The organism is Streptomyces sp. NBC_00377, from assembly GCF_036075115.1.
Classification (GTDB): Bacteria; Actinomycetota; Actinomycetes; order Streptomycetales; family Streptomycetaceae; genus Streptomyces.
Map to the genome: position 1 here is coordinate 5,443,731 of NZ_CP107958.1, position 22,184 is coordinate 5,465,914.

The 22,184-nt window shown below is 73.4% G+C and carries 21 protein-coding genes; 11 read left to right on the top strand and 10 right to left on the bottom strand.

Annotated elements, in window-relative coordinates:
- Nucleotides 1–5: 5 nt before the first annotated feature.
- The 3 genes from OHS71_RS24415 to OHS71_RS24425 are packed head-to-tail and all read right to left on the bottom strand — an operon-like array spanning nucleotide 6 to nucleotide 2,358.
- Nucleotides 6–677: an ABC transporter permease gene (locus OHS71_RS24415; protein WP_328481482.1), complete on the bottom strand. Its 672-nt coding sequence runs from the start codon at nucleotides 675–677 to the stop codon at nucleotides 6–8.
- Nucleotides 677–1,318 carry an ABC transporter permease gene (locus OHS71_RS24420; protein WP_328481483.1) on the bottom strand — a complete coding sequence of 214 codons (642 nt, stop codon included), beginning with the start codon at nucleotides 1,316–1,318 and terminating at the stop codon, nucleotides 677–679. The genes OHS71_RS24415 and OHS71_RS24420 overlap by 1 nt, the downstream gene beginning before the upstream one ends.
- Nucleotides 1,315–2,358, bottom strand: a complete 1,044-nt coding sequence (locus tag OHS71_RS24425) for an ABC transporter ATP-binding protein (protein ID WP_328481484.1) — start codon at nucleotides 2,356–2,358, stop codon at nucleotides 1,315–1,317. The genes OHS71_RS24420 and OHS71_RS24425 overlap by 4 nt, the downstream gene beginning before the upstream one ends.
- Before the next feature lie 141 nt (nucleotides 2,359–2,499).
- Here OHS71_RS24425 and OHS71_RS24430 point away from each other — a divergent pair, with 141 nt between their 5' ends.
- From OHS71_RS24430 to OHS71_RS24440, 3 genes are all read left to right on the top strand, one after another.
- Nucleotides 2,500–4,008, top strand: a complete 1,509-nt coding sequence (locus OHS71_RS24430) for an aromatic amino acid ammonia-lyase (RefSeq protein WP_328481485.1) — start codon at nucleotides 2,500–2,502, stop codon at nucleotides 4,006–4,008.
- On the top strand, nucleotides 4,005–4,949 hold the full coding sequence (locus OHS71_RS24435) for a MurR/RpiR family transcriptional regulator (protein WP_328481486.1): 945 nt from the start codon (nucleotides 4,005–4,007) through the stop codon (nucleotides 4,947–4,949). Before OHS71_RS24430 ends, OHS71_RS24435 begins: the two co-directional genes overlap by 4 nt.
- A gap of 153 nt (nucleotides 4,950–5,102) precedes the next feature.
- Nucleotides 5,103–5,687: a hypothetical protein gene (locus OHS71_RS24440; RefSeq protein ID WP_328481487.1), complete on the top strand. Its 585-nt coding sequence runs from the start codon at nucleotides 5,103–5,105 to the stop codon at nucleotides 5,685–5,687.
- A gap of 31 nt (nucleotides 5,688–5,718) precedes the next feature.
- On the opposite strand, the gene OHS71_RS24445 is transcribed toward OHS71_RS24440, so the two are convergent.
- The 4 genes from OHS71_RS24445 to OHS71_RS24460 are packed head-to-tail and all read right to left on the bottom strand — an operon-like array spanning nucleotide 5,719 to nucleotide 8,053.
- The gene (locus OHS71_RS24445; protein ID WP_020128504.1) at nucleotides 5,719–6,093 is read right to left on the bottom strand and encodes a hypothetical protein; all 375 of its coding nucleotides are present in this window, start codon (nucleotides 6,091–6,093) and stop codon (nucleotides 5,719–5,721) included.
- Nucleotides 6,094–6,115: 22 nt separating this feature from the next.
- Entirely contained in the window at nucleotides 6,116–6,655 is a 540-nt protein-coding gene (locus OHS71_RS24450; RefSeq protein ID WP_328481488.1) for a roadblock/LC7 domain-containing protein, read from the bottom strand.
- A gap of 34 nt (nucleotides 6,656–6,689) precedes the next feature.
- A complete protein-coding gene (locus OHS71_RS24455) occupies nucleotides 6,690–7,592 on the bottom strand; it encodes a transcriptional regulator (protein WP_328481489.1) in 903 nt (300 codons plus the stop codon).
- Nucleotides 7,589–8,053 carry a hypothetical protein gene (locus tag OHS71_RS24460; RefSeq protein ID WP_328481490.1) on the bottom strand — a complete coding sequence of 155 codons (465 nt, stop codon included), beginning with the start codon at nucleotides 8,051–8,053 and terminating at the stop codon, nucleotides 7,589–7,591. Before OHS71_RS24460 ends, OHS71_RS24455 begins: the two co-directional genes overlap by 4 nt.
- 586 nt (nucleotides 8,054–8,639) lie before the next feature.
- On the opposite strand from OHS71_RS24460, the gene hutU reads away from it, so the two are divergent.
- The 4 genes from hutU to hutI all read left to right on the top strand — a co-directional run bounded on the left by hutU (nucleotide 8,640) and on the right by hutI (nucleotide 14,288).
- Nucleotides 8,640–10,304, top strand: a complete 1,665-nt coding sequence (hutU, locus tag OHS71_RS24465) for a urocanate hydratase (RefSeq protein WP_328481491.1) — start codon at nucleotides 8,640–8,642, stop codon at nucleotides 10,302–10,304.
- A gap of 143 nt (nucleotides 10,305–10,447) precedes the next feature.
- Nucleotides 10,448–11,650, top strand: a complete 1,203-nt coding sequence (locus OHS71_RS24470; protein ID WP_328484623.1) for an allantoate amidohydrolase — start codon at nucleotides 10,448–10,450, stop codon at nucleotides 11,648–11,650.
- Nucleotides 11,647–12,996, top strand: a complete 1,350-nt coding sequence (locus OHS71_RS24475; RefSeq protein WP_328481492.1) for a formimidoylglutamate deiminase — start codon at nucleotides 11,647–11,649, stop codon at nucleotides 12,994–12,996. Before OHS71_RS24470 ends, OHS71_RS24475 begins: the two co-directional genes overlap by 4 nt.
- Nucleotides 12,997–13,055: 59 nt before the next feature.
- Entirely contained in the window at nucleotides 13,056–14,288 is a 1,233-nt protein-coding gene (gene hutI / locus OHS71_RS24480) for an imidazolonepropionase (protein WP_328481493.1), read from the top strand.
- Here the strand turns inward: hutI and OHS71_RS24485 are convergent.
- From OHS71_RS24485 to OHS71_RS24495, 3 genes are all read right to left on the bottom strand, one after another.
- Nucleotides 14,228–15,220, bottom strand: a complete 993-nt coding sequence (locus tag OHS71_RS24485; RefSeq protein ID WP_328484624.1) for a DMT family transporter — start codon at nucleotides 15,218–15,220, stop codon at nucleotides 14,228–14,230. The two genes, hutI and OHS71_RS24485, sit on opposite strands and share 61 nt — an antisense overlap.
- Before the next feature lie 324 nt (nucleotides 15,221–15,544).
- Complete coding sequence (locus OHS71_RS24490; RefSeq protein ID WP_328481494.1) at nucleotides 15,545–17,080, bottom strand: RICIN domain-containing protein; 1,536 nt, start codon at nucleotides 17,078–17,080, stop codon at nucleotides 15,545–15,547.
- A gap of 297 nt (nucleotides 17,081–17,377) precedes the next feature.
- On the bottom strand, nucleotides 17,378–18,313 hold the full coding sequence (locus OHS71_RS24495) for an RNA polymerase sigma factor SigF (RefSeq protein ID WP_328481495.1): 936 nt from the start codon (nucleotides 18,311–18,313) through the stop codon (nucleotides 17,378–17,380).
- 239 nt (nucleotides 18,314–18,552) lie between these two features.
- Here OHS71_RS24495 and OHS71_RS24500 point away from each other — a divergent pair, with 239 nt between their 5' ends.
- From OHS71_RS24500 to OHS71_RS24515, 4 genes are all read left to right on the top strand, one after another.
- Nucleotides 18,553–18,948, top strand: a complete 396-nt coding sequence (locus OHS71_RS24500; protein WP_328481496.1) for an STAS domain-containing protein — start codon at nucleotides 18,553–18,555, stop codon at nucleotides 18,946–18,948.
- A gap of 204 nt (nucleotides 18,949–19,152) precedes the next feature.
- Complete coding sequence (locus OHS71_RS24505; protein WP_328481497.1) at nucleotides 19,153–19,701, top strand: ATP-binding protein; 549 nt, start codon at nucleotides 19,153–19,155, stop codon at nucleotides 19,699–19,701.
- 900 nt (nucleotides 19,702–20,601) lie between these two features.
- Entirely contained in the window at nucleotides 20,602–21,321 is a 720-nt protein-coding gene (locus OHS71_RS24510; RefSeq protein WP_328481498.1) for an LPXTG cell wall anchor domain-containing protein, read from the top strand.
- A 32-nt stretch (nucleotides 21,322–21,353) separates the two neighbouring features.
- The gene (locus OHS71_RS24515; RefSeq protein WP_328481499.1) at nucleotides 21,354–22,184 is read left to right on the top strand and encodes a COG1470 family protein; all 831 of its coding nucleotides are present in this window, start codon (nucleotides 21,354–21,356) and stop codon (nucleotides 22,182–22,184) included.

A 22,184-nucleotide genomic window follows, 5' to 3' on the forward strand; every position in this document is an offset into this window, starting at 1 on the left:
GTTCCCTAGACGGTCTGTGCCGGGCGGTGCCGGAAGAGGAGGCGCTGAACGCCCGAGAGCGCGAGGTCCAGGACGATGGCGACGGCGGCGACCAGCGCCGCGCCCCCGAGCACCTGGACGAGGTCGCGCTGGGCGAGGCCGTCGAAGACGTAGCGGCCGAGGCCGCCGAAGGAGACGTACGCGGCGATGGTGGCCGTCGCGACGACCTGGATGAGCGCGAGGCGCAGGCCGGTCATGATCAGGGGGAGGGCCAGCGGCAGTTCCACCTGGAACAGGACCTGGTGGCCCCGCATGCCCTGACCGCGTGCCGCGTCCTTCACATCGGGGTCCACGGCGGTCATTCCGGCGTAGGTGTTGGTGACGATCGACGGGACGGCGAGGGCGACGAGCGCGACGTAGACGGGCAGCATCGACAGTCCGCCGGCCAGGAAGACCAGGACCACCAGGCCGACGGTCGGCAGGGCCCGGCCGAAGGAGGCCAGGTTGATCGCGACGAACGCGCCGCGCCCGGTGTGGCCGATCAGCAGGCCGATCGGGAGGCCGATCGCGGTCGCGACGAGGGTGGCCAGCAGCGAGTACTGGAGGTGTTCGGCCAGGCGGTGCGCGATGCCGTCCGAGCCGGACCACTGGGCGCCGCTGGTCAGCCAGCCGCCGAGGTTCTTGAACAGTTCGAACATCAGGCTCGCCGCCTCTTCCACGGGGTGAGGAGGTACTGGACGCCGACCAGCAGCGCGTCGGCGACGACCGCCAGGAGGATGGTGAGGACCACTCCCGCGATCACCGGGGTCGGGAAGTTGCGCTGGAAGCCGTCGGTGAACAGCTGGCCGAGGCCGCCGTCGCCGATGTAGGTGGCGACGGAGACCAGGGAGATCGACATGACCGTCGCGATGCGGACGCCCGCCATGATCACGGGGAGTGCGAGCGGGAACTCGACGGTGAGGAGCGTGCGCAGGGGGCGCGTGCCCATCGCCCTGGCCGCCTCCTTGGTCTTCGCGGGGACCGAGTCGAGCCCCTCGACCGTGTTCCGCAGCAGCACGACCAGGGTGTAGACCGTCAGGCCGATGACGGTGGTGGTGCGGGTGAGGCCGCTGACCGGCAGCAGCAGAACGAAGATCGCGATCGACGGGATCGTGAACAGGACGTTGGACAGGCCGAGCAGGAAGCCGCGCAGGGGGCGGACCCGGTGGGCGATCACCGCGAGGGGGAGGCTGATCAGCAGGCCGAGGAGGACCGCGGTCAGCGCGGCCTGGAGGTGGGAGATCGTGAGGGTGGTCAGGTCGTCGGTGTGGTCCGCTATCCAGGACCAGTCGATGCTCATGCGGCCACCCGTGCCTCGGTGTGGGCCCGGCCGGCGTGGGTGTGGATGTCCTCGCGGGAGGTGACGCCGGTGAGGGCGCCGCCCGCGTCGACGCGGGCGACGAGCCCGGTCGGGGAGGCGACCGACTCGTTGAGCGCGGACAGCAGGGAGTCGGCGTCCCTGAGGGGGCGCACGGGTACGGCGGTGCCGGCGGCGTCCTTCGACGCCCAGTGCAGCGGCTTGCGGGCCTCGTCGAGTACGAGGGTCCAGGCGCCGCCCTCGGGAGCGGGGCCCTGGGGGACGTCCGCGAGGGTCTTCAGCGAGAGCAGCTTCAGGCCCCGCTCGGCGCCGAGGAAGTCGGCCACGAAGTCGTCGGCCGGGCGGGCGAGCAGTTCGGCGGGTGAGGCGCACTGGACCAGGTGGCCGCCCGTGCGGAACACGGCGATCTGGTCGCCGAGCCGGACAGCCTCGTCGATGTCGTGCGTGACGAAGACGATGGTCTTGCTCAACTCCTTCTGGAGCCGCAGCAGTTCGTCCTGGAGCTGGGTGCGGACCACGGGGTCGACCGCGCCGAACGGCTCGTCCATGAGGAGTACCGGCGGGTCGGCGGCGAGCGCGCGGGCCACGCCGACCCGCTGCTGCTGGCCGCCGGACAACTGGTGCGGGTAGCGCTTGCCGGAGTCGGCGGACAGGCCGACGGTCTCCAGCAGTTCGGCGGCGCGGGCGCGGGCCCTGCGCCGGCCGTGGCCCAGCAGCAGCGGCACGGTGGCGATGTTGTCGAGCACCGTGCGGTGGGGGAAGAGTCCCGACTGCTGGATGACGTATCCGATGGAGCGGCGCAGTTCGGCCGCGTCCTGGCGGGTGACGTCCTTGCCGCCCACCTCGATGGTTCCGGAGGTCGGGTCGACCATCCGGTTGATCATCCGCAGGGTGGTCGTCTTGCCGCAACCGGAGGAACCGACCAGTACGGTGACGCCGCCCTCCGGCATGTGGAGGGAGAGATCGTGAACCGCTGTCGTGCCGTTGGGGAAGCGCTTGTGGACCGCGTCGAACTGGATCATGAGTTGTCCCTTGCCCGGCTGTATATCGTCATGCAGAGTTCTCGGTAGGTGAATAGCTTGTCAACGGTTCGGTGTTAATCCGAGGTAACTGATGACCGGCAGGCAAGATCGGGTGTCCGAATCGAGGGGAGTTCGTACCTTATGTCGTCTCGGATGGTGGACGCCCCCGCTGGGGCGGGTTCCGGACTCGTCGTCCTCGACGGGATCGCCCTCGGTGTCGCGGACGTCGCCCGCCTCGCCGACCGGACCGCCCGGCCGGTCCCCGGCACCGACGCGACGAAGCGGATGACCGAGTCCTGGGACGCCGCCCGCCGCATCGCCGCCACCGGTCGCGTCTACGGCCGCTCCACCGGGGTCGGCGCCAACCGGAACGAGGACGTGCCCACCGAGGCGGCCGCCGAGCACGGTCTGCGCCTGCTGCGCAGCCACGCCGGCGCCATCGGCGAGGAACTGCCCGCCCGGCAGGTCCGGGCCATGCTCGCCGTCCGCGCCAACCAGCTGCTCGCCGGGGGAGCCGGCCTGCGGCCCGGTGTCGTCACGGCCCTGTGCGAAGCACTGGAGAGCGGGGCCTACCCGGTCGTCAACGAGTTCGGCTCGGTGGGCACCGGGGACCTCGCGGCGCTGGCCCAGGTCGGGCTCGCGCTGGTGGGGGAGCACCCCTGGCGCGGCGCCGGAGCCCCCGAGCCGCAGCAGCTCGACAACAACGACGCCCTCGCCCTCATCAGCAGCAACGCCCTCACCCTCGGCCAGTCCGCCCTCGCCCTGCACGAACTGCGCGGGCTGCTGGAGGCCACCCAGGTGGTCGCCGCGCTCTCGCTGCTCGCCGTGGACGGCTCGCACGAGGCGTACGCGGCCCCGGTGCACGCCGCCCGACCGCACCGGGGCTCCGCCGAGACCGCCCGCCGCATGCGCGAGCTGATCGGCGCGCAGGACCGGCCCACGCCGCCCCTCGGCAGGATCCAGGACCCCTACGGCTTCCGCTGCCTGCCCCAGATCCACGGCCCCGCGCACGATGCCGCCGACACCCTGGAGAACGTGGTCGGCATCGAGATCAACGCGGCCGCCGAGAACCCGCTCATCTGCGCGGAGGACATGGCCGCCTATCACCACGGCGGCTTCTACCAGGCCCAACTCTCCCTGGCCCTGGACCACTTCAGGCTGGCGCTGACCCAGGTGGCCCGGCTGTCCACCTCCCGCCTGTCGACGCTCAACGAGCCGGCGTACACCCGGCTGCGGCCCTTCCTCGCCGACCCCGAGCCCGCCTCCTCCGGCGTGATGATCCTGGAGTACGCCGCCGCGGCCGCCCTGGGTGACCTGCGGGCCTTCTCCGCGCCCGCGTCGCTCGGCCACGCTGTACTCTCCCGGGGCGTCGAGGAACAGGCGAGTTTCGCCTCGCTCGCCGCCCGGCAGACACTGCGCGCCTGTGCCGCGTACCGTCTCGTCGTCGGCTGTGAACTCGTCGCCGCGGTACGGGCGCTGCGCCAGCGCGAGCTGCGGCCCGAGCCGGGGCTCCCGGTGGGGCGGGCGCTGGAGCTGGCCGAGGCGGTGCTCGACGCGGAACAGGCCGACCGGCCGCTCACGGAGGACGTGCGCGCGGCGGCCGCACTGCTGGACCGGTTCACGGACATCTGGAGGGGGAGCGGGGCATGAGCGCGCAGACGCAGACCGGTGGGGGAGTGCCGGGCCGGGAGGCGCCGGGGGCCGGTGTACCTGACGCCGACGCACCGGACGCCGCCGGCGTACCGGGGGCCGGTGTGCCGGACAGTCCCGCCGCCCGGTTGCAGGCGCTGTTCGAGGGGCACCGGCTGACCCCGACCCAGCGGCGCATCGCGCACAGCATGGTGCGGCGCGCCTCCGACGTGCCGTTCCTGTCCAGCGTGGAGCTGGCCGAGCTGGCGGGTGTCAGCCAGCCGTCCGTGACCCGCTTCGCGGTCGCCCTCGGCTTCGACGGCTACCCCGCCCTGCGCAAGCACCTGCGCGAGGTCGCTCCCGCGGAACAGGCGGCGGGCTCGGCCTCGTACAACGAGTACCAGCAGGCCGTCGAGGCCGAGATCGAGAACCTGAAGCACCTCGCCGAACTCCTCGCCGACCCCCGGCCGGTCCAGCGGGCGGGACGGCTGCTGGCGGCCTCGCGCCCGCTTCCCGTGCTCGGACTGCGGGCCGCCGCCTCCCAGGCGTACGGGTTCGCGTACTTCGCCGCCAAGGTCCACCCGGACGTACGGCTGCTGAACGAGGGCGGCACGATGATCCACGACCGGATCGACGCCGCCGTCCGGGCGGGCGCCTCGGCCCTGCTCTGCTTCGCACTGCCCCGGCATCCGCGCGAGGTCGTCGACACGCTCGCCTACGCCCGGGAGGCGGGGCTGAGCGTGGTGACGGTCGCCGACTCGGCGTTCGCGCCGGTCGCCAAGGTCTCCGACCTGCTGCTGCCGGCCGCCGTCGGCACCGGCCTGGCGTTCGACACGGCGTGCGCGCCGATGCTGCTCGGGCGGGTGCTGCTGGAGGCGATGTGCGACGACCTGCCCGACGCGCAGGCCCGCCTGGAGGAGTTCGACGCACGGGCGGCGGCGCGGGGTCTCTTCGTGGAGTAGGCCGCCACTCCCGCGGGGGCGGGATTCTCCTCCGGCCTCCCTCAGCCTCCCTCGGCCGTCCCGGGCTTTTTCCGCGTTCTCTCAGACTCGTCTCACGTTCGCTCACTAGTCTGAACGGCCACAAAACTGTGCCGGAGAGACCAGGAGGCGGACGTGGCGCGCGGAGGGCAGGGGCTGGCTCGGGTGGCCGTCGTCGTACGGGCCGGGGCCGCGCCGTTGTGGTGGTGCGGGGTGTTCGCGGCAGGGGTCGGGGTGCTGGTGCCCGGCCTCACCGGGCGGCGGATCGGGGTGCTGGCGGGTGCCGCGCTGTTCATCGTCGCGGCCGCCGTGGTCGCGACGCGCGGCCGCAGACGGATCACCGGTCTCGGGCGCGGTGCCGTCCGGGCCGGGAAACACGATGTGCTCCAGGACCGGGCGGTGACCGTCCGCACCTGGCGGCGTGGGCACCGCTGGTGGCTGCTGCTCTCCTTCGTGGCCGCGCTCGGCAGCTCCTTCGCGGTGCCCGCGGCCGCCGGGCTGCTGCTCGCCGGCTGCGGAACCGGGCTGCGGGTGAAGGCCGCCTGGCTCGGGCGTCGCGAGCGGGCCGACGAGGCGCTGCTGTGGGTGCGCGTCGACTGGCTGGACCGGCACGGCGGACGCCCGGCCGGCAAGGCCGTGAAGGCGTACCGCAGCACCGGCATCGCGGCCGGCGACGCGACCCCGGGAGGGGCGCGCCGCCGCACCACGGCGCTGGTCTAGCCGTACCGGGTCCGGTGTCCGGCCGGGCCGGCTACACCTCGAGATCCTCCTCGATCTTCTTCAGCTGGTGGCGGGCCATCGCCAGGTTGGCCCGCTTGGCGTCCAGGACCAGGTACATGAAGAGTCCGTTGCCGCCGCGGCCGCTGATCAGCCGGATCAGGTGGTACTGGTCGTTCAGCGTGATCAGGATGTCCTCGATCTGGCCCTTGAGCCCGAGGTGCTCCATGGTGCGCATCTTGGCGCGCACCACATCGGTGTTGCCCGCGGCGGCGACGTTCAGGTCGAACGTCTTGCTGCCGCCCATGGTGCCCAGCGCCATGCCGCTGGTGTAGTCGACGAGTGCCACTCCGGTCGCGCCCTCGATCGAGGCGAGACACTCTTTCAGCGTGGTTTCGGTGTTGGCCATGACAGTGCTCCTCGGTTCCTTCTCAACTTTCCGTGGTGGTGCGCGCGTTGGTCGTCGCCGATCCGCGCGCCGTTCTGGTCCGGACGATGGGGGGTTTGGCGGGCGTCCGCACGGGCGCCTTCGCGGGTGTCTTCGCCGGCGTCCTGGCCGCCGTACTGGCGGAGGCGGCCTTCGCCTCCCGCGCCGTCGCCTCCCACGCGTCGACGAGCTCCCCGATGCGGGCCCCGGCCCGGCGGCCCTCCAGATGCAGCCGGCCGACGTTGACCCGGTCCTGCGCGAGCAGGGTCAGGACGGCGCTCTCGCCGGCCGCGTAGGTCGCGACATAGCCGTAGACGCCGCGCACGAGCAGCTCGCGGAAGTCGCCCTGGCCGGTCGTGTCCGCCATCCGCACCGCGACGCCGAGGGCGGCGGCCGTCAGCGCGGCCACCACCTCCGGCTCCACGCCGGGTGTGTCGTGGGCGAGGACGAGACCGTCCACGCCGGCCGTCAGGGCGCCGGTCAACTGGGGCACCCGGGCCCGCAGCCGCCGGAGTTCGTCGAGTATCTCGGGCTCGGACACCATCAGCTCGCTCCTCTCGGCGCGCGGTCGCTGCCGCTCAAAGGGCCTCCAGCGCATCCCTGAGCCTCTTCAGCAAGGTGATGTCGGGGTCGTTGACACGGGGCAGGGTGACGCCCGGTGCCGGGTTCGGGACCGGCGCCGCGGTGTTCGCGGCCGGACCGGTGTCGGGCGGGGGCGCGGCCGGCGGGCGCTGCGGCCGCGGCGGTGGGAACAGACCGGTCAGCAGGCCCGCCGCCGCCAGCCGCCGCACGTCCACCAGGGTGTGGAAAGCCTGCCGGCCCAGCTCCCGGGCGATGTCCGTCGCGGTGCGCACGCCGTCCACCAGAGCCAGTACCGCGCCCTGCCGGGCGGTCGGCGCGGGCGCCGCGACGGACTCGGCGCGTCGCAGCGGCGCCCCGTCGGTCAGCGGGTCCGGCCATAGACGGTGCAGCAGCTCGCGCCGGCGCAGCGTCTCGCGCTCGACCGCCTCGACCGCGACCGGCCGGAGCGTGCCCAGCCAGTGTCCGGCGCCGTACCGGAAGTGGCCCGGTGTGCTGCTGGGGGTGAGCGCGAAGTACGCCGCGTCGTACACCGCCTCGAGGTGGCAGAGTTCCAGCGCGCCGCGCGGGACGCGGCCGGCGTCGAGCAGCAGACGGGCGACGCCGTACTCCTCGTCGGCCCGCTCGACCGCGTCCTGCCAGACAGCGGGGGCGAGGGTGCCGTGGGCCAGGAGGAGCACGTCGAGGCCCGGGGCGAGCGGGCTCTCGGCGTGCACCACCCGGCCCTCGTCGAGGTAGAGCGAGCCGCGCTCGCGCTCCAGGACACCGGTGGCCCGTTCGGCCGCGAGCCGGGTCAGCATCGGCGACAGTCCGCCGCCGCGCTCCCGGGCGCCCGACTTCTCCCGCACGGGCAGCCTGGGCGGCGGGGTCGTCCCCTGCGGGGTCGTTCTCACCGCGGTCATCCCAGCACCAGCCGCCCCGCCATCTCGCCCAGCCGGATCCGGGCCAGCGCGAGGTTGCCGTCCGGCCGGCCGAGCCACACGTGCAGGAACACGCTGCTGTCGAAGGACGTCGGCACGAAGCGGAGCACGTGGTAGCTGTCCCGGTTGCTGATGATCAGGTCCTCGACCGGAGGATCGGCGGGCCCGGCTCCGGCCCCCGCGCCGGTGGCCGCCGGTCCCTCCCCCGCCCCGCCGCCGTCCCCGTCGTGGCCGTGGGCGGTGTGGCCGTCGGGGGCGAACGCGCGCTGCTCCGCCGTCAGCCGGGCGACCTCGGCGGCCTCGGCGGCCGCCGCCTCGTGGTCGCCGCCAGGGAACTCCCCGACCGAGCCCAGCGCCAGCCCGCTCGTCCAGTCGACCAGCGCGGCCCCCCGGGCACCGGGCAGCCGCATGGCCTCCAGTAGACACTCGTCGATTCCGGGCACCGTTGGGCTCCCCTCCCGCCTGCGGTTCGGCTGAGTGATGAAGAAGCTACGCAACGTATGCGCGGGGAGTGAGTCTTCTGGCATTTTCCAGCGGAACATGCGGTGGGGTCACTAAGGTGGGTCGACTGTCCCTGTTTCGGGCGCTCTTGACGTCCCACGCGTCCCTTCCCTACCGTTCAACACCATCTCCACCGGCGCGTGTCAACGGCGTACGTGTAGGCAGGGGTGGCGAAGGTGAGGGCGCGCGCCCTCGCGTTCAGCCGCACGCCCCCATGGCCCCCGGCGCCCCGTCCGTCGCGCTCCTTGTCGGGCTCCGGGGCCCGTCGCCCGGCCCGCCCGGCACCCGTGCCCCCTCCCCGCGCCCTCGTCCGCCGCCGTCTGCCGTCCCGCCCTCTCGCCGCGCGCCGCCGTGCCGTCCCCTACGCCGCCTCGCCGTCCCGCCCACCCTCCGTTTCCGGACCTCCGGATGCCGGTACGTCACCGCACTCCGGTGGCCCCGATGTATTGACTAGCTCTATTCATCAAGTCAGGATGTGAATAAGAACAGCAACACCGTCGGGATCACCCATCCGCAAGGAGGCAGACCATGTCAGGACCCCGCCCCGTACGAGCGTCACGCGGTACGGAACTGAGCGCCCTGGGATGGCAGCAGGAAGCCGCCTTGCGCATGCTGCAGAACAACCTCGACCCCGAGGTCGCCGAACACCCCGACAAGCTCGTCGTCTACGGCGGCACGGGCAAGGCGGCCCGTGACTGGCGCTCCTTCGACGCGATGGTCCGCACGCTGCGGACCCTCAAGCAGGACGAGACCATGCTCGTCCAGTCCGGCCGCCCGGTCGGCGTCATGCAGACCCACGAGTGGGCCCCGCGCGTCCTCATCGCCAACTCCAACCTCGTCGGCGACTGGGCCAACTGGGAGGAGTTCCGCCGGCTGGAGGCCCTCGGCCTCACCATGTACGGCCAGATGACCGCCGGTTCCTGGATCTACATCGGCACCCAGGGCATCCTCCAGGGCACCTACGAGACCTTCGCCGCCGTCGCCGCGAAGAAGTTCGGCGGCTCCCTCGCCGGCACGATCACCCTCACCGCCGGCCTCGGCGGCATGGGCGGCGCCCAGCCCCTCGCCGTCACGATGAACGACGGCGTGGCCATCTGCATCGACTGCGACCCGCGCGCCATCGACCGCCGCATCGAGCACCGCTACCTCGACGTCAGGGCCGACAACCTCGACCACGCTCTCCAGCTGGCCGTCGAGGCCCGCGACCAGCGCAGGCCGCTCTCCATCGGCGTCCTCGGCAACGCCGCCGAGCTCCTTCCGCAGCTGCTCGCGATGGGCGCCCCCGTCGACATCGTCACCGACCAGACCTCCGCCCACGACCCGCTGGCCTACCTCCCCACCGGGATCGCCTTCGAGGACATGGCCGACGCCGCCGAGAAGGACCCGGCCGGCTTCACCACCCGCGCCCGCGAGTCGATGGCACGGCACGTCGAGGCGATGGTCGGCTTCATGGACGCCGGCGCCGAGGTCTTCGACTACGGAAACTCCATCCGGGGCGAGGCACAACTCGCGGGATACGACCGCGCGTTCGCCTTCCCCGGGTTCGTCCCCGCCTACATCCGCCCGCTGTTCTGCGAGGGCAAGGGCCCCTTCCGCTGGGCGGCGCTCTCCGGCGACCCGGCCGACATCGCCAAGACCGACAAGGCGATCCTCGACCTCTTCCCGGAGAACGAGTCCCTGGCCCGCTGGATCAAGCTGGCCGGTGAGCGCGTCCACTTCCAGGGTCTGCCCGCCCGGATCTGCTGGCTCGGCTACGGCGAACGCGACAAGGCCGGCGAGCGCTTCAACGACATGGTGGCCTCCGGCGAGCTGGCCGCCCCGCTGGCCATCGGCCGCGACCACCTCGACTCCGGTTCCGTGGCCTCCCCGTACCGCGAGACCGAGGCCATGCTCGACGGCTCCGACGCGATCGCCGACTGGCCCCTGCTCAACGCGATGGTGAACGTCGCCTCGGGCGCCTCCTGGGTCTCCATCCACCACGGCGGCGGCGTCGGCATGGGACGCTCCATCCACGCCGGTCAGGTGTCCGTGGCCGACGGCACGAAGCTCGCCGGCGAGAAGCTGCGCCGCGTCCTCACCAACGACCCCGGCATGGGTGTCATCCGGCACGTGGACGCCGGGTACGACATCGCCGAGACGGCAGCCGACGAGCGGGGCGTGCGCGTGCCCATGCGTGAAGGTGACGACGCGTGACTCTTCCGGGAGATGAGCGGGGCGGCGACGGGGCGGTGGAGGCGGAGCTCTCGTCGCCGACCGCGGGTCCGGCCGGGCCCACCGGCTCCGCCCCGCGCAACGACCGCCCGCAGCCGGCAGCGGCTCGGTCGTCCTTCCAGGAGATGTGGCGTGAACTGGCGCCCATCGGACGGCACTCCGAATCCCGCGGCTACCGCCGCTACGCCTGGACCGCCGCCGACACCGACTGCCGTGCCTGGTTCAGGCAGCAGGCCGAGACGCGGGGTCTGACCTACGAGGTCGACCGCAACGGCAACCAGTGGGCGTGGCTCGGGGACCCGGCGGCCGGGGACGCCGTCGTCACCGGCTCGCACCTCGACTCCGTGCCGGACGGCGGCGCCTTCGACGGGCCCCTGGGCGTGGTGTCCTCCTTCGCCGCCCTCGACGAACTCCGCGCGCGGGACGTCACGCTCACCAGGCCGCTCGCTCTCGTCAACTTCGGTGACGAGGAGGGCGCCCGCTTCGGGCTCGCCTGCGTCGGCTCCCGGCTCACCGCCGGCCGGCTCACCCTGGAACAGGCCCACCGCCTCACCGACGGCGACGGGATCACCCTCCCGCAGGCCATGGAGGCCGCCGGGCACGACCCCGACGCCATCGGTCCCGACCCGGAGCGGCTCGCCCGTGTCGGCGCCTTCGTCGAACTGCATGTGGAGCAGGGGCGTGCTCTCGACCTGAGCGGGGACCCGGTCGGCCTCGCCAGCGCCATCTGGCCGCACGGGCGCTGGCGGTTCGACTTCCGGGGTGAGGCCAACCACGCCGGCACCACCCGTCTCGTGGACCGGCGCGACCCGATGCTGCCGTACGCCGAGACCGTGCTGGCCGCCCGCCGCGAAGCCCGGCTCGCGGGCGCCGTGGCCACGTTCGGCAAGATCTCCGTCGAGCCGAACGGCGTCAACGCCATCCCTTCCCTGGTGCGCGGCTGGCTCGACTCCCGCGCCGCCGACCAGGCCGCCCTCGACACGGTGGTCGGCGGGGTGGAGCGGGCCGCACGCGAGTACGCGCAGACCCACGGCATCGACCTGGACGTCGTCCGGGAGTCGTTCACGCCCGTCGTCGAGTTCGATCACGCCCTGCGCGACGAACTCGGCCGCATCCTCGGCAGCGACACGGACCTCAAGGTCCCCGTCCTCGGCACCGGCGCCGGACACGACGCCGGGATCCTGTCCGGGACCATCCCGACCGCCATGCTGTTCGTGCGCAACCCCACGGGCGTCTCGCACTCCCCCGCCGAGTTCGCCGGCGAGGACGACTGCGTGGCCGGGGTGCACGCCCTCGCCGACGTACTGGAAGGACTGGCCCGCAGGTGACACCCACGCAGCGGACACGGACGTACTGGCTGGAACACGCCTGGCTCGACACGAACGTCGAGCCGGGCGTCGCCCTGGAGGTGACGGAGGGACGCATCAGCGCCGTCCGGACGGGCGTCGACACCCCGCCGCCCGGCGCCGAGATCCTGCGTGGCCTCACCCTTCCCGGCCTGGCGAACGCCCACAGCCACGCCTTCCACCGGGCCCTGCGCGGCACCGTCCAGGTCGGCTCGGGCACCTTCTGGACCTGGCGCGAGGTCATGTACTCGGTCGCCGACCGGCTCACCCCGGACACCTATCACCAGCTGGCCCGCGCGGTGTACGCCGAGATGGCGCTGGCCGGCATCACGGCCGTCGGCGAGTTCCACTACCTGCACCACGCGCGGGGCGGCACCCCCTACGCCGACCCCAACGCCATGGGCGAGGCCCTCATCGAGGCCGCCGCCGAAGCCGGCATCCGCATCACCCTCCTCGACACCGCCTACCTCTCCGCCGGTTTCGGACAGCCGCCCACCGCCCACCAGCTCCGCTTCTCCGACGGCGACGCGGACGCCTGGGCCGAACGCTGTTCACTTCTCAAGGAACGGGATCACGCGAGGATCGGGGCGGCCGTCCACTCCGTACGGGCCGTGCCCGCCGGGCAGTTGGCGACCGTGGCGAGCTGGGCCGAGGAGCGCCGGGCGCCGCTGCATGTGCACCTGTCCGAGCAGACCGCCGAGAACGACGCCTGCCTCGCCGCCCACGGCCGCACGCCCACCCAGCTCCTCGCCGAGCACGGCGTCCTCGGGCCACGCACCACCGGCGTCCACAACACCCACCTCACCGACGAGGACATCACCCTCCTCGGCCGGTCAGGCACCGGCACCTGCATGTGCCCGACGACCGAACGGGACCTCGCCGACGGCATCGGCCCGGCCGTCGCCCTCCAGGCCGCGGGCTCACCGCTCTCCCTCGGCTCCGACAGCCACGCCGTCATCGACCTCCTCGAAGAGGCCCGCGCGATGGAGCTGAACGAGCGGCTGCGCACCCGCACCCGGGGTCACTGGACCGCGGCGGCCCTGCTGCGCGCCGCGTCCGCCGACGGCCACGCCGCCCTCGGCAACCCGGACGCGGGCACCCTGGAGACCGGCGCGGCGGCCGACTTCACGACCCTCGCGCTCGACTCGGTCAGGACGGCGGGCCCGGTGCCCAGACTGGGCGCCGAGACGGCCGTATTCGCGGCGACCGCGGCGGACGTACGGCATACGGTCGTCGCCGGGCGGCACGTCGTACGCGACGGGGCGCACACGCTCGTCCCCGATGTGCCGCAGGCCCTCGCGCGGGCCGTGGCGGCCCTGCACGCCTGACCCGGGCGGCCGCCGCCACCGCCTCTTCCCCCGCCCCCGTCGACCACGAGGACACGACGATGAGCAGCAGCACCGGTACGACCGGCACGAGCACCGTCATCACCGACATCGCCATGCTGGTCACCAACGATCCCTCCCTCGGATCCGGGTCCCCCCGCCCGAGCACCTTCGGGAGTGGGGGAGGCTCTCCCCTGGGCGTGATCCGGGACGCGGCCGTCGTCATCGAGGGCGACCGCGTCGTGTGGACCGGTGAATCAAGCAAAGCACCCGCCACTGACAACCGGGTCGACGCCGGTGGCCGGGCGGTCCTCCCGGGCTTCGTCGACTCCCACTCCCACCTGGTCTTCGCGGGCGACCGCACCGAGGAGTTCAACGCCCGCATGTCGGGCCGCGGTTACACGGCGGGCGGCATCCGCACCACGGTGGCGGCCACCCGGGCGGCCACCGACGGGGAACTGGAGGCGAACCTCACGCGTTTCCTCTCCGAGGCCCTCCGCCAGGGCACCACCACCTTGGAGACCAAGTCGGGCTACGGCCTGACGGTCGCCGACGAGGCCCGCGCCCTGCGCCTCGCCGCCGCCCACACCGACGAGGTCACCTACCTCGGCGCCCACATCGTCTCCCCCGACTTCGCCGACGACCCGGCCGCCTACGTGGCGCTGGTCACCGGCGAGATGCTCGACGCCTGCGCGCCGCACGCCCGCTGGATCGACGTCTTCTGCGAGAAGGGCGCCTTCGACGGCGACCAGGCCCGCGCGATCCTCACCGCCGGCAAGGCGAAGGGACTGCACCCCCGCATCCACGCCAACCAGCTCTCCTACGGGCCCGGCGTGCAGCTGGCGGTCGAGCTGGACGCGGCCAGCGCCGACCACTGCACCCACCTCACGGACGCGGACGTCGACGCCCTCGCGAGCGGCGACACGGTCGCCACGCTGCTGCCCGGCGCCGAGTTCTCCACCCGCGCCGAGTGGCCGGACGCCCGCCGGCTGCTGGACGCGGGCGTCACGGTCGCCCTCTCCACGGACTGCAACCCCGGCTCGTCCTTCACCTCGTCCGTGCCGTTCTGTATCGCGCTCGCGGTACGGGACATGGGGATGACGCCGGACGAGGCGGTGTGGTCGGCGACCGCGGGCGGGGCTGCGGCCCTGCGCCGCACGGACGTCGGACGGGTGGCCCCCGGCGCGTACGCCGACCTGACCTTCCTGGACGCTCCGAGCCACGTCCACCTGGCCTACCGGCCCGGCGTACCGCTCGTCTCGCAGGTGTGGCGGCGCGGCGTACGGGTCGTCTGACCGGGCGTCCCGGCGGGCGTCTCGGCGGAAGCAGCCTCACGGGGCGTCGCGTCGGGGTCGGCCGCCGGCTCCTGCCCACGGTCCGCCACCGACCGTCCCCATCCGGTGCCGACGAGCACGAGCACCGCGCCCACGTAGCCGAGCCACCCGGGCCGGTCCCCGGCGAGCGCGATGCCCACGGCGGCCGCCCACACCGGTTCGGTGCCCAGCAGCAGGCTGACCCGGGAGGGCGACGTACGGCGGACCGCCCACATCTGCACGAAGAACGCGAACAGGGTGCAGAAGACGGAGAGGTAGACCAGCCCCAGCCAGTCGCCGCCGTCGAAGTCCGCCGCGGCCGCCCACGGCGACGCTCCCGTCCCCGGCGCGGCCGCCAGCACCGCGAACACGGCCACCGCGGAACCCAGTTGAACCGTCGTCAGCGACAACGCGTCGGCGCCTCGTACCGCGTCCATGCGCGCCATGGCCAGCACGTGCACGGTACGGGCGACGGCCGCCCCCAGCATCAGCAGATCGCCCCCCGACGGAGCGGTGAACCCGGCGCCCTGCGTCAGCAGCGCCACGCCGAGCACCGACAGCCCGGCCGCCGCCACGAAGGCCCCGGGCAGTCGCACCCCGCGCACCCGGCTCTCCGCGAGCGGGGTGAAGACCATGGTCAGACTGATGATCAGCCCGGCATTGGTGGCGGAGGTGTGCACCACGCCGTACGTCTCCAGCAGGAAGATCACGGCCAGGATCAGCCCCAGCACGCCGGCCCCACGCCACTGCGGCCCGCTGAGCGCGCGCAGCCGCCTGCGCCCGGCGATTACCAGCACCGGCAGCACCACGGCGAACCGCAGCACCAGCACGGCCGCCACGGTGTCCGCGGTGGTGACGCCCTTGGCGGCCAGATAACTGGAACCCCAGACCACCGCGACGAGCAGAACGGGCAGATCGGCGAGCCGTCCGAGGCGGGAAGGGGCCGCAGGCGAGCCCGGGGAGACCGGTGAGGCCGCCGGGACGGGGGAGGAGACGGGGGAGTCGGGCACGGGGCACCTCATGGACAGAGGACGTGGCTGGCCCAGCGGCTCTGCTGGTCAGAGGGCTGGGCCAGAGTAGTCACCGCGAGGAATGCGGCCGACGGGTTTTCAGCATGAGGACACCCCGGCCCCACGGACGGCCGTCCGCCGCCCGGAGCCCGGAGCCCGGAGCCCGCAGCCCGCATGGCGCCGAGCCGCCGCCTGCCGCCCGGCGTTCAGGGGCCGCCCGCAGGACGCTCAAGCCGCCCCGGCCCGCCACAGCTGGGCGCCCGACTCGTCCAGGGGCTCCAGGGACAGTCCGCCGGTTCCCTGGGCGGTGAGGGCCGTCAGGATGGCGATGGCGGGTCGGATCGTGCCGTCGCCGTCCACGGTGAACCTCAGGTTCTGACCGTTGTCGCCGTCCACCGAGGAGCAGTCCCAGACGCCCACGCCGTTGTCGACCGAGCCGCGGCTGTCCAGGCAGAAGGCGGGGTCGGCGTACGACTGGAGCACCTCGCGTGAGGCGTCGACCCGCCAGCGCTGGCTGGGGGAGGCGGTACAGGGCACGGTGACGACGTCCGTGCCGTTGTCGAGGTCGCCCGCCACCTCCAGGCAGCGGCCCGTGGCCACGTTCACGACCTGGGCGTACGCCGCGCCGGGCGGCCGTACGGGGGCCGGGGACGGGGACGGCGTGGTGCTGGGTTCTGGCGGTGCGGCGGTGCGGGTCGGGGAGGGACGCGGCGACCGGGACGGTGACGGGGAGGCGGTGCCCGGTACGGCGGGCACCGCGACCGTCGCCGTGACGGTCACCGGCGGCGCGGTCGACGGCCCGGCGGCGACGGGACCCGACGGGTCCCCGCCCGACCCGCCGTTGGCCACCAGCAGGAACAGCAGCGGCACCACGGCGACCCCCAGCACCGCCGACGCCAGCACGACCCGGCGGGCCGGTCTGCGTGCGGCTCTCGGCGCCGGGCGGGGCGACTCGCGCACGTCCATGACGTACGCCGCCCCGCCCCATGGCAGCAGCCCCTCGGCGAGGGCCCCGCGCGGGGTGTCGCGCAGCGCGCACTGCTCCTCGTAGGCGGTCGCGCAGTGCGGGCAGTGCGTCATGTGGACGTCGAGGTCGGGGCTGTGCCGGGGGCCGTCCGCACGTACCGACTGCTCGATCAGACGGCGGAAGTCCCCGCAGCGGGGATCGTCCGAGGCGGCGAGGCGGTACCGCAGACAGGTCTGCGCCAGGACCTGGAGGGCGGGGCCCGCGCCGTACGTGACGTCCTCGGGGGTCAGTCCGAGCAGCGCGGCCGTCCGCTCCACGGGCTCGCGTTCCACGACGCCGTACCAGACGATTCCCTGTGCGCGGGAGGGCAGCGAGCGGAACGCGCCGAGCAGCGGCGGCACCGGGCCGCCGGGGGCCGCCGTGTTGACGACGAGCAGCAGTGCCGCGTCCAGCCCGCCGGCCCGGTCGTCGGCGGCCCAGTCCGCGGCCACCTGCCAGGACAGCAGCAGCAGCTGATGCCGCCAGGGGCCGCCGGGGTCGTTGCCGCGAGCCGTCTCCCGGGCGGCCAGAGTGAACGCCTCGGCCGCGAGGCGCCGCGCCGCCGGTTCGCTGGTCGTGCAGCGGCGGGCGTAGGCCAGGACGGCCGGGTGGTGGCGGGCACGGAGGGTGCGCAGCGCCGGGTACGCGGCGGCGGGGGCGGCGCGGAGCCGGTCGGTGAGGTACGCGTCGGAACCGTCGAGACCGTCGGTGCTCACGTCGTCGCTGTCGCTGTCGCCGACGCCGTCGGCAGGGGCCATGGGGGTCGCCTCCTCGCGGGATGCACGGACATCCGGTTGCTGACGTACTGGTCAGTCTGGGGTGAGGGTGACCATAGTGGCGACCGGGGTTCCGTGGGGAGGGTTTCCGGGGGTAACCGAAACAACCGCAGGGGCGTTTGCCGGTGGCCCGGTGGCCGAAGCGGGGGCTGGGGGCCGAGGGGTGAGCACGACGTCGGTGTCCGTGTCCGGGCGGGTGGGCCGGAGACGGACAAACCGGGCGAGCACGGATACGGCCGCGGACCCCTCGGGGTGGGTCCGCGGCCGGATGCCTGGGTGCTACTCCTCGACGGTCAGCCCCTTGCGCAGCCGCACCAGCGTCCGCGACAGCAGCCGCGACACGTGCATCTGCGAGATGCCGAGTTCCTCGCCGATCTCCGACTGGGTCAGACCGGCGACGAAGCGGAGGGAGAGGATCTGCCGGTCGCGGGACGCGAGTTCGGCGATCAGCGGTTTCAACGACTCCACGTACTCGATGCCTTCGAGCCCGTGGTCCTCGTAGCCGATGCGGTCGGCGAGGGCGCCCTCGGAGTCGTCGTCCTCCGGCTGCGCGTCCAGGGACGAGGCCGTGTACGCGTTGGACGCGGCCATGCCCTCGACGACCTCGTCGTTGGAGATGCCGAGACGTTCGGCCAGCTCCACCACGGTGGGCGCCCGGTCCAGCTTCTGGGCCAGTTCGTCACCCGCCTTGGCCAGTTCGATCCGGAGTTCCTGGAGGCGGCGCGGGACGCGGACCGACCACGAGGTGTCGCGGAAGAAGCGCTTGATCTCGCCGATGATGGTTGGCATCGCGAAGGTCGGGAACTCGACGCCGCGCGACAGCTCGAAACGGTCGATCGCCTTGATCAGGCCGATGGTGCCGACCTGGATGATGTCCTCCATCGGCTCACTGCGGGAGCGGAAGCGGGAGGCGGCGAACTTGACCAGTGCGAGGTTCAGTTCGACGAGGGTGTTGCGCACGTACGAGTACTCGTACGTGCCCTCTTCGAGGGATTCGAGCCGCGCGAACAGGGTCTTGGACAGAGCCCGCGCGTCGACGGCTGTGACCTCGTCGTACGGGGGGATCTCCGGAAAGCCGGCGAGGAGGTCGGTGGGGTCGACGTCCGGTGCCGCGTCCTGCGCGATGGGTTCCAGATGTTCTTGGTCCGGTGGGGGTGTCGACGTCGCTCCGCGGGTAGGCGGTGCGTCGAGCCGGGGTGACATGATGTCCTCCATCGTTCTCGGCTTATGGCTGCCGAAGCCACTGAGCGCACTACGGTGTGCGGCGCCTCCAAAGCCGGCCGTGTCGGTTAGGTGCTTCTACTAGCCCTACCCGCTTTACTTGCCCCGCCGCAAGTGCATTTTGTGCGGCTATGTCCGTTTGTGTGTGATTGTTCGGGTGTTGAGGTGCGGGTCGAAGGCGTAAGGTGCGAGGGCGTCAGCAAGCAGTCAACGACCCCAGGAGAAGAGACGGCATGGACCGCGGGACGGTCGGCAGCGCACAGTCGGGCCGGCTTCTGGTCGAGGTGCGGCAAGAGGGCTCTAGCGCCGTCGTGACTCCGGCGGGTGAGCTCGATCACCACACCGCCGATCTGTTGCGTGAGCCACTGGAGGACTGCCTCTCCAAGGGACTCAGTCGCCTCGTGGTGGACTGCGCCCGTCTGGAGTTCTGCGACTCCACCGGGCTCAACGTGCTGCTCGGCGCCCGCCTGAAGGCGGAGGCGGCCGGTGGAGGGGTCCATCTGGCGGGCATGCTCCCCGTGGTGGCCCGGGTCTTCGAGATCACCGGTGCGGACGCTGTGTTCACCGTGCACGACACGGTGGAGGCGGCCCTTGCCGACGGGCGCGACGGGCGTGACGAGGACGGCTGAGTTCCGCCGTCCGCCGGAAACGGGTGCGAACGGACGTGAACGGGGGGTGTTCCGGCGGTTCCCTCGGGCAGGAGACATCCTGAACCCGAACATGTCGGCGCCGATGCCGACGCGAACGCCGTCCGTCTACGTACAGAACCCTGTAGTGATGCGACTTGTGAATTGTGATCTGGTGGATCGGGGAATCGGTGAGGTGAAGCGCTGATGAGCACCACCCGGCCTTGCTCGCCGGGCGACCGCGGCCCGGAGCCCAGCGGCGCTTCCGAAGCGTCCGAGGGGGGCGCACAGGGGGCTGAGGCGTCCGAAGGGGGCGCGGCGACCGTGGTATCAGGGTCGCCGGGCGGCCGCCAGGTACGCCGGCTGAGCTTCGACGACGTCGGCGGGGTGGTCCCGCTCGCCCGGGACTTCGCACGCCAGGCCCTGTACGCGTGGGACTGGCTGCCCGCCGCCACCGCCGACCGGCGAGCCGCCGCCGAGGACGTGCTGCTCGTGGTCTCCGAACTGGTCACCAACGCGTGTCTGCACGCCGAGGGGCCGGACCGGATGGTCCTCAGCTGCGACAACAAGGTGATCCGCGTCGAGATCTCCGACCGCGGCGCGGGTCAGCCCGCCCCGCGCACCCCGCACCGCGCCGGCCGCCCCGGCGGCCACGGCATGTTCATCGTCCAGCGCCTCTGCCTGGACTGGGGCGTCGTCCGCACCCCGGGCGTCACGGGCAAGACGGTCTGGGCGGAACTGGGCGCCCCGGCCTGACGATCAAGGGCCCCGGGAACCTCCCTCCCCGGGCCCCCTCCGGCGGCTCGCTCCCCGGCACGGCTCCCTGCCGCCCGGGCCCCAGCCCGGCTCCCGGCCTCCCCGGCGTTCGGTGGCCCGCACCTCCCGGTCCCGGGTTTGCCTGGCGGTCGGTCGCCTGCACCTCCCGGACCTCGGTCCCCTTGGCGGTCGGCCGCCCGGACCTCGCTTCCTGGCCGGCACTCGGTCGCCCGTTCTCCGCGCCAGGGCCCGGCTCGCCCGTACCTCGGCGCCCGGGTCGGGTGCGCCTGTCGTCCTCCTGTCGGGTCGGGTGCGCCCGTCGTCCTTCCGTCGGGTCGGGTGCGCCCGTCGTCCTCCTGTCGGGTCGGGTGCGCCCGTCGTCCTTCCGTCGGGTCGGGTGCGCCTGCCGTCCTCCTGTCGGGTCGGGTGTGCCTGTCGTCCTCCTGTCGGGTCGGGTGTGCCTGTCGTCCTTCCGCCGGGCCGGGTGCGCGCCCGTCGTCCTCCTGCCGGGTCGGGTGCGCCTGCCGTCCTTCCGTCGGGTCGGGTGTGCCTGCCGTCCTCCTGTCGGGCCGGGTGTGCCCGTCGTCCTTCCGCCGGACCGGTTACGCCCGTCGTCCTTCCGCCGGACCTGGCTGCACGACCGCTCGTGGTCGGCCCCGGGCTGGGGGCTGCCGTCTCCTCTCCGGTGATTCCGGCGCGCTGACGGCGCGGTCGACGTTCCCGGCGTGCCGCGCCGACGGCGCGTTCCGCGTCCTCGGGATCCCCTGGATCCGTGCGCCGGATCGTCACAACTCCGGCGCGTACCTTCTCTTCCCTCCTCATCGCCCCGGGCGTACCTTGACGGCTCAATCTGATGCCTCGTCAGTAAGGGCGGGGCGGTGGGAGTGAGGGGACGGGACCGTGTCGAACCGGAAGCGAACCGCCGCGCTCGCGACTGCCGCGGCCCTGGCCGGCTCGGCGGTGTGGATGGCCGCCCCCGCGGCCGTGGCCCAGGTCGTGAACGTGAACTACACCTGTGACACGCCCATCGGCGTGAAGACGGCCGTATCGCCCATCGACATCCAGGGCGTCAAGAGCGGCAGCGGCTACAAGATCACCATGTCCTGGCAGAAAGGCGTCTCCTCCAGCCCCATCGAACTGGGCGCCGGCGCCATGAATCCGAGCGCCACGATCAAGCTGGGCGGCGCCGACGGCGGCACCCTGAAGGTCACGGGACCCGCCAACCAGGCAGCGATACCCGAGAACACCCCCATCAAGATCAACGACCTGAGTGGCACGTACACCCCGAAGAAGACCGGCAAGGTCACCTTCACGGCCGGTGTGCTCACCATCAAGGCGATGGGCACGACCACCACCTGCACACCGAGCAACAAGCCCGGGCCCTCCCTGACGCTCGACGTGAGCGCGGCCGGCGGCGGAAGCGGCGGCGGGAGCGGCACGAGCGGCGGCGGGTCCGGCGGCTCGACCAGCGGCGGCGCCTCCGGCGGCGACCTGCCGCAGACCGGCCCCGAGGACTCCGCGGTGGCGCTCGGCACCTTCGGCGGCACGGTGCTGCTCGCGGGCGCCGCGGGCGCCCTGTGGCTGACCCGGCGGAACCAGACGGCACGCGCCCGCCGCTGACCGTCCCCCTCGTACGAGTGCTGGAGCCGCCGATGCCGTACGCCGCCGCCCGTGTCCTGTTGCTGACGACCCTGTCGCTCCCGCTGCTGCTCGCGGCCGGCCCGGCCACCGGCGGCGGCTGGTCGGTCGCGCCCTCCGGCGGCGGCCGGCCCTCCTTCTACGCGGAGGGCGCTCCCGGGGAGGTGCTCCGGGACACGGTCTCCGTGACCAACCGGGGCACGCGGCCGCTCACCGTACGGCTGCGCGCCGGCGGTGACGGCCTGCGGGTCGCGTTCGCCGAAGGAACGCTCGGCATCCCCGCCCGCACCCGCGCCGAGGTGCCCTTCACCGTGACGGTCCCGGCGGACGCGGCGCCCGGCGACCGCGTCGGCGAACTCGTCGTACGGGACGCCGCCGGCAGGAGGTCCGCCGTCCGGCTGCTGATCCGGGTCGCCGGCCCCCGGCTTGCCGCGCTGACCGTCGAGCACGTGGCCGTGCACGGCGACCGCATCACGTACGAACTGGTCAACCGGGGCACCACCGCCCTCGTCCCGAGGCTCGCCGTGCACGCGGACGGCGTCCTCGGCGCCGTCCTGGACCGGGCCCCGCGCACCCTGCCCGTCAGCCTGCCACCGGGCCGCCGCCTCCGCCTCGACGAACCGTGGCCCGACCGCCCGGCCCTGGACGCGGTCACCGTCCGCCTGACGGTGACCGCGCCGGGGGCGGCGCGGGCCACCGGGCGGGCGTCGGCGCGCTTCGTGCCGCGGGAGGCGGCGGCGGGCGCGGCGGCCGGCGCGCTGTCGGTGGCGGGGGCCGCCGCGATGGCCGTACGGCGACGCGGACGCCGGGCGGCCGCGGTCCGGGCCGGACGAGAGGAGCGCTGA

What these genes read in the sequence shown, in the direction of transcription:
- OHS71_RS24415 (WP_328481482.1), bottom strand. Translation starts at nt 677, where the DNA reads ATGTTCGAACTGTTCAAGAACCTCGGCGGCTGGCTGACCAGCGGCGCC.
- OHS71_RS24420 (WP_328481483.1), bottom strand. Translation starts at nt 1,318, where the DNA reads ATGAGCATCGACTGGTCCTGGATAGCGGACCACACCGACGACCTGACC.
- OHS71_RS24425 (WP_328481484.1), bottom strand. Translation starts at nt 2,358, where the DNA reads ATGATCCAGTTCGACGCGGTCCACAAGCGCTTCCCCAACGGCACGACA.
- OHS71_RS24430 (WP_328481485.1), top strand. Translation starts at nt 2,500, where the DNA reads ATGTCGTCTCGGATGGTGGACGCCCCCGCTGGGGCGGGTTCCGGACTC.
- OHS71_RS24435 (WP_328481486.1), top strand. Translation starts at nt 4,005, where the DNA reads ATGAGCGCGCAGACGCAGACCGGTGGGGGAGTGCCGGGCCGGGAGGCG.
- OHS71_RS24445 (WP_020128504.1), bottom strand. Translation starts at nt 6,093, where the DNA reads ATGGCCAACACCGAAACCACGCTGAAAGAGTGTCTCGCCTCGATCGAG.
- OHS71_RS24450 (WP_328481488.1), bottom strand. Translation starts at nt 6,655, where the DNA reads ATGGTGTCCGAGCCCGAGATACTCGACGAACTCCGGCGGCTGCGGGCC.
- OHS71_RS24455 (WP_328481489.1), bottom strand. Translation starts at nt 7,592, where the DNA reads ATGACCGCGGTGAGAACGACCCCGCAGGGGACGACCCCGCCGCCCAGG.
- hutU (WP_328481491.1), top strand. Translation starts at nt 8,640, where the DNA reads ATGTCAGGACCCCGCCCCGTACGAGCGTCACGCGGTACGGAACTGAGC.
- OHS71_RS24470 (WP_328484623.1), top strand. Translation starts at nt 10,448, where the DNA reads ATGTGGCGTGAACTGGCGCCCATCGGACGGCACTCCGAATCCCGCGGC.
- hutI (WP_328481493.1), top strand. Translation starts at nt 13,056, where the DNA reads ATGAGCAGCAGCACCGGTACGACCGGCACGAGCACCGTCATCACCGAC.
- OHS71_RS24490 (WP_328481494.1), bottom strand. Translation starts at nt 17,080, where the DNA reads ATGGCCCCTGCCGACGGCGTCGGCGACAGCGACAGCGACGACGTGAGC.
- OHS71_RS24495 (WP_328481495.1), bottom strand. Translation starts at nt 18,313, where the DNA reads ATGGAGGACATCATGTCACCCCGGCTCGACGCACCGCCTACCCGCGGA.
- OHS71_RS24500 (WP_328481496.1), top strand. Translation starts at nt 18,553, where the DNA reads ATGGACCGCGGGACGGTCGGCAGCGCACAGTCGGGCCGGCTTCTGGTC.
- OHS71_RS24505 (WP_328481497.1), top strand. Translation starts at nt 19,153, where the DNA reads ATGAGCACCACCCGGCCTTGCTCGCCGGGCGACCGCGGCCCGGAGCCC.
- OHS71_RS24515 (WP_328481499.1), top strand. Translation starts at nt 21,354, where the DNA reads ATGCCGTACGCCGCCGCCCGTGTCCTGTTGCTGACGACCCTGTCGCTC.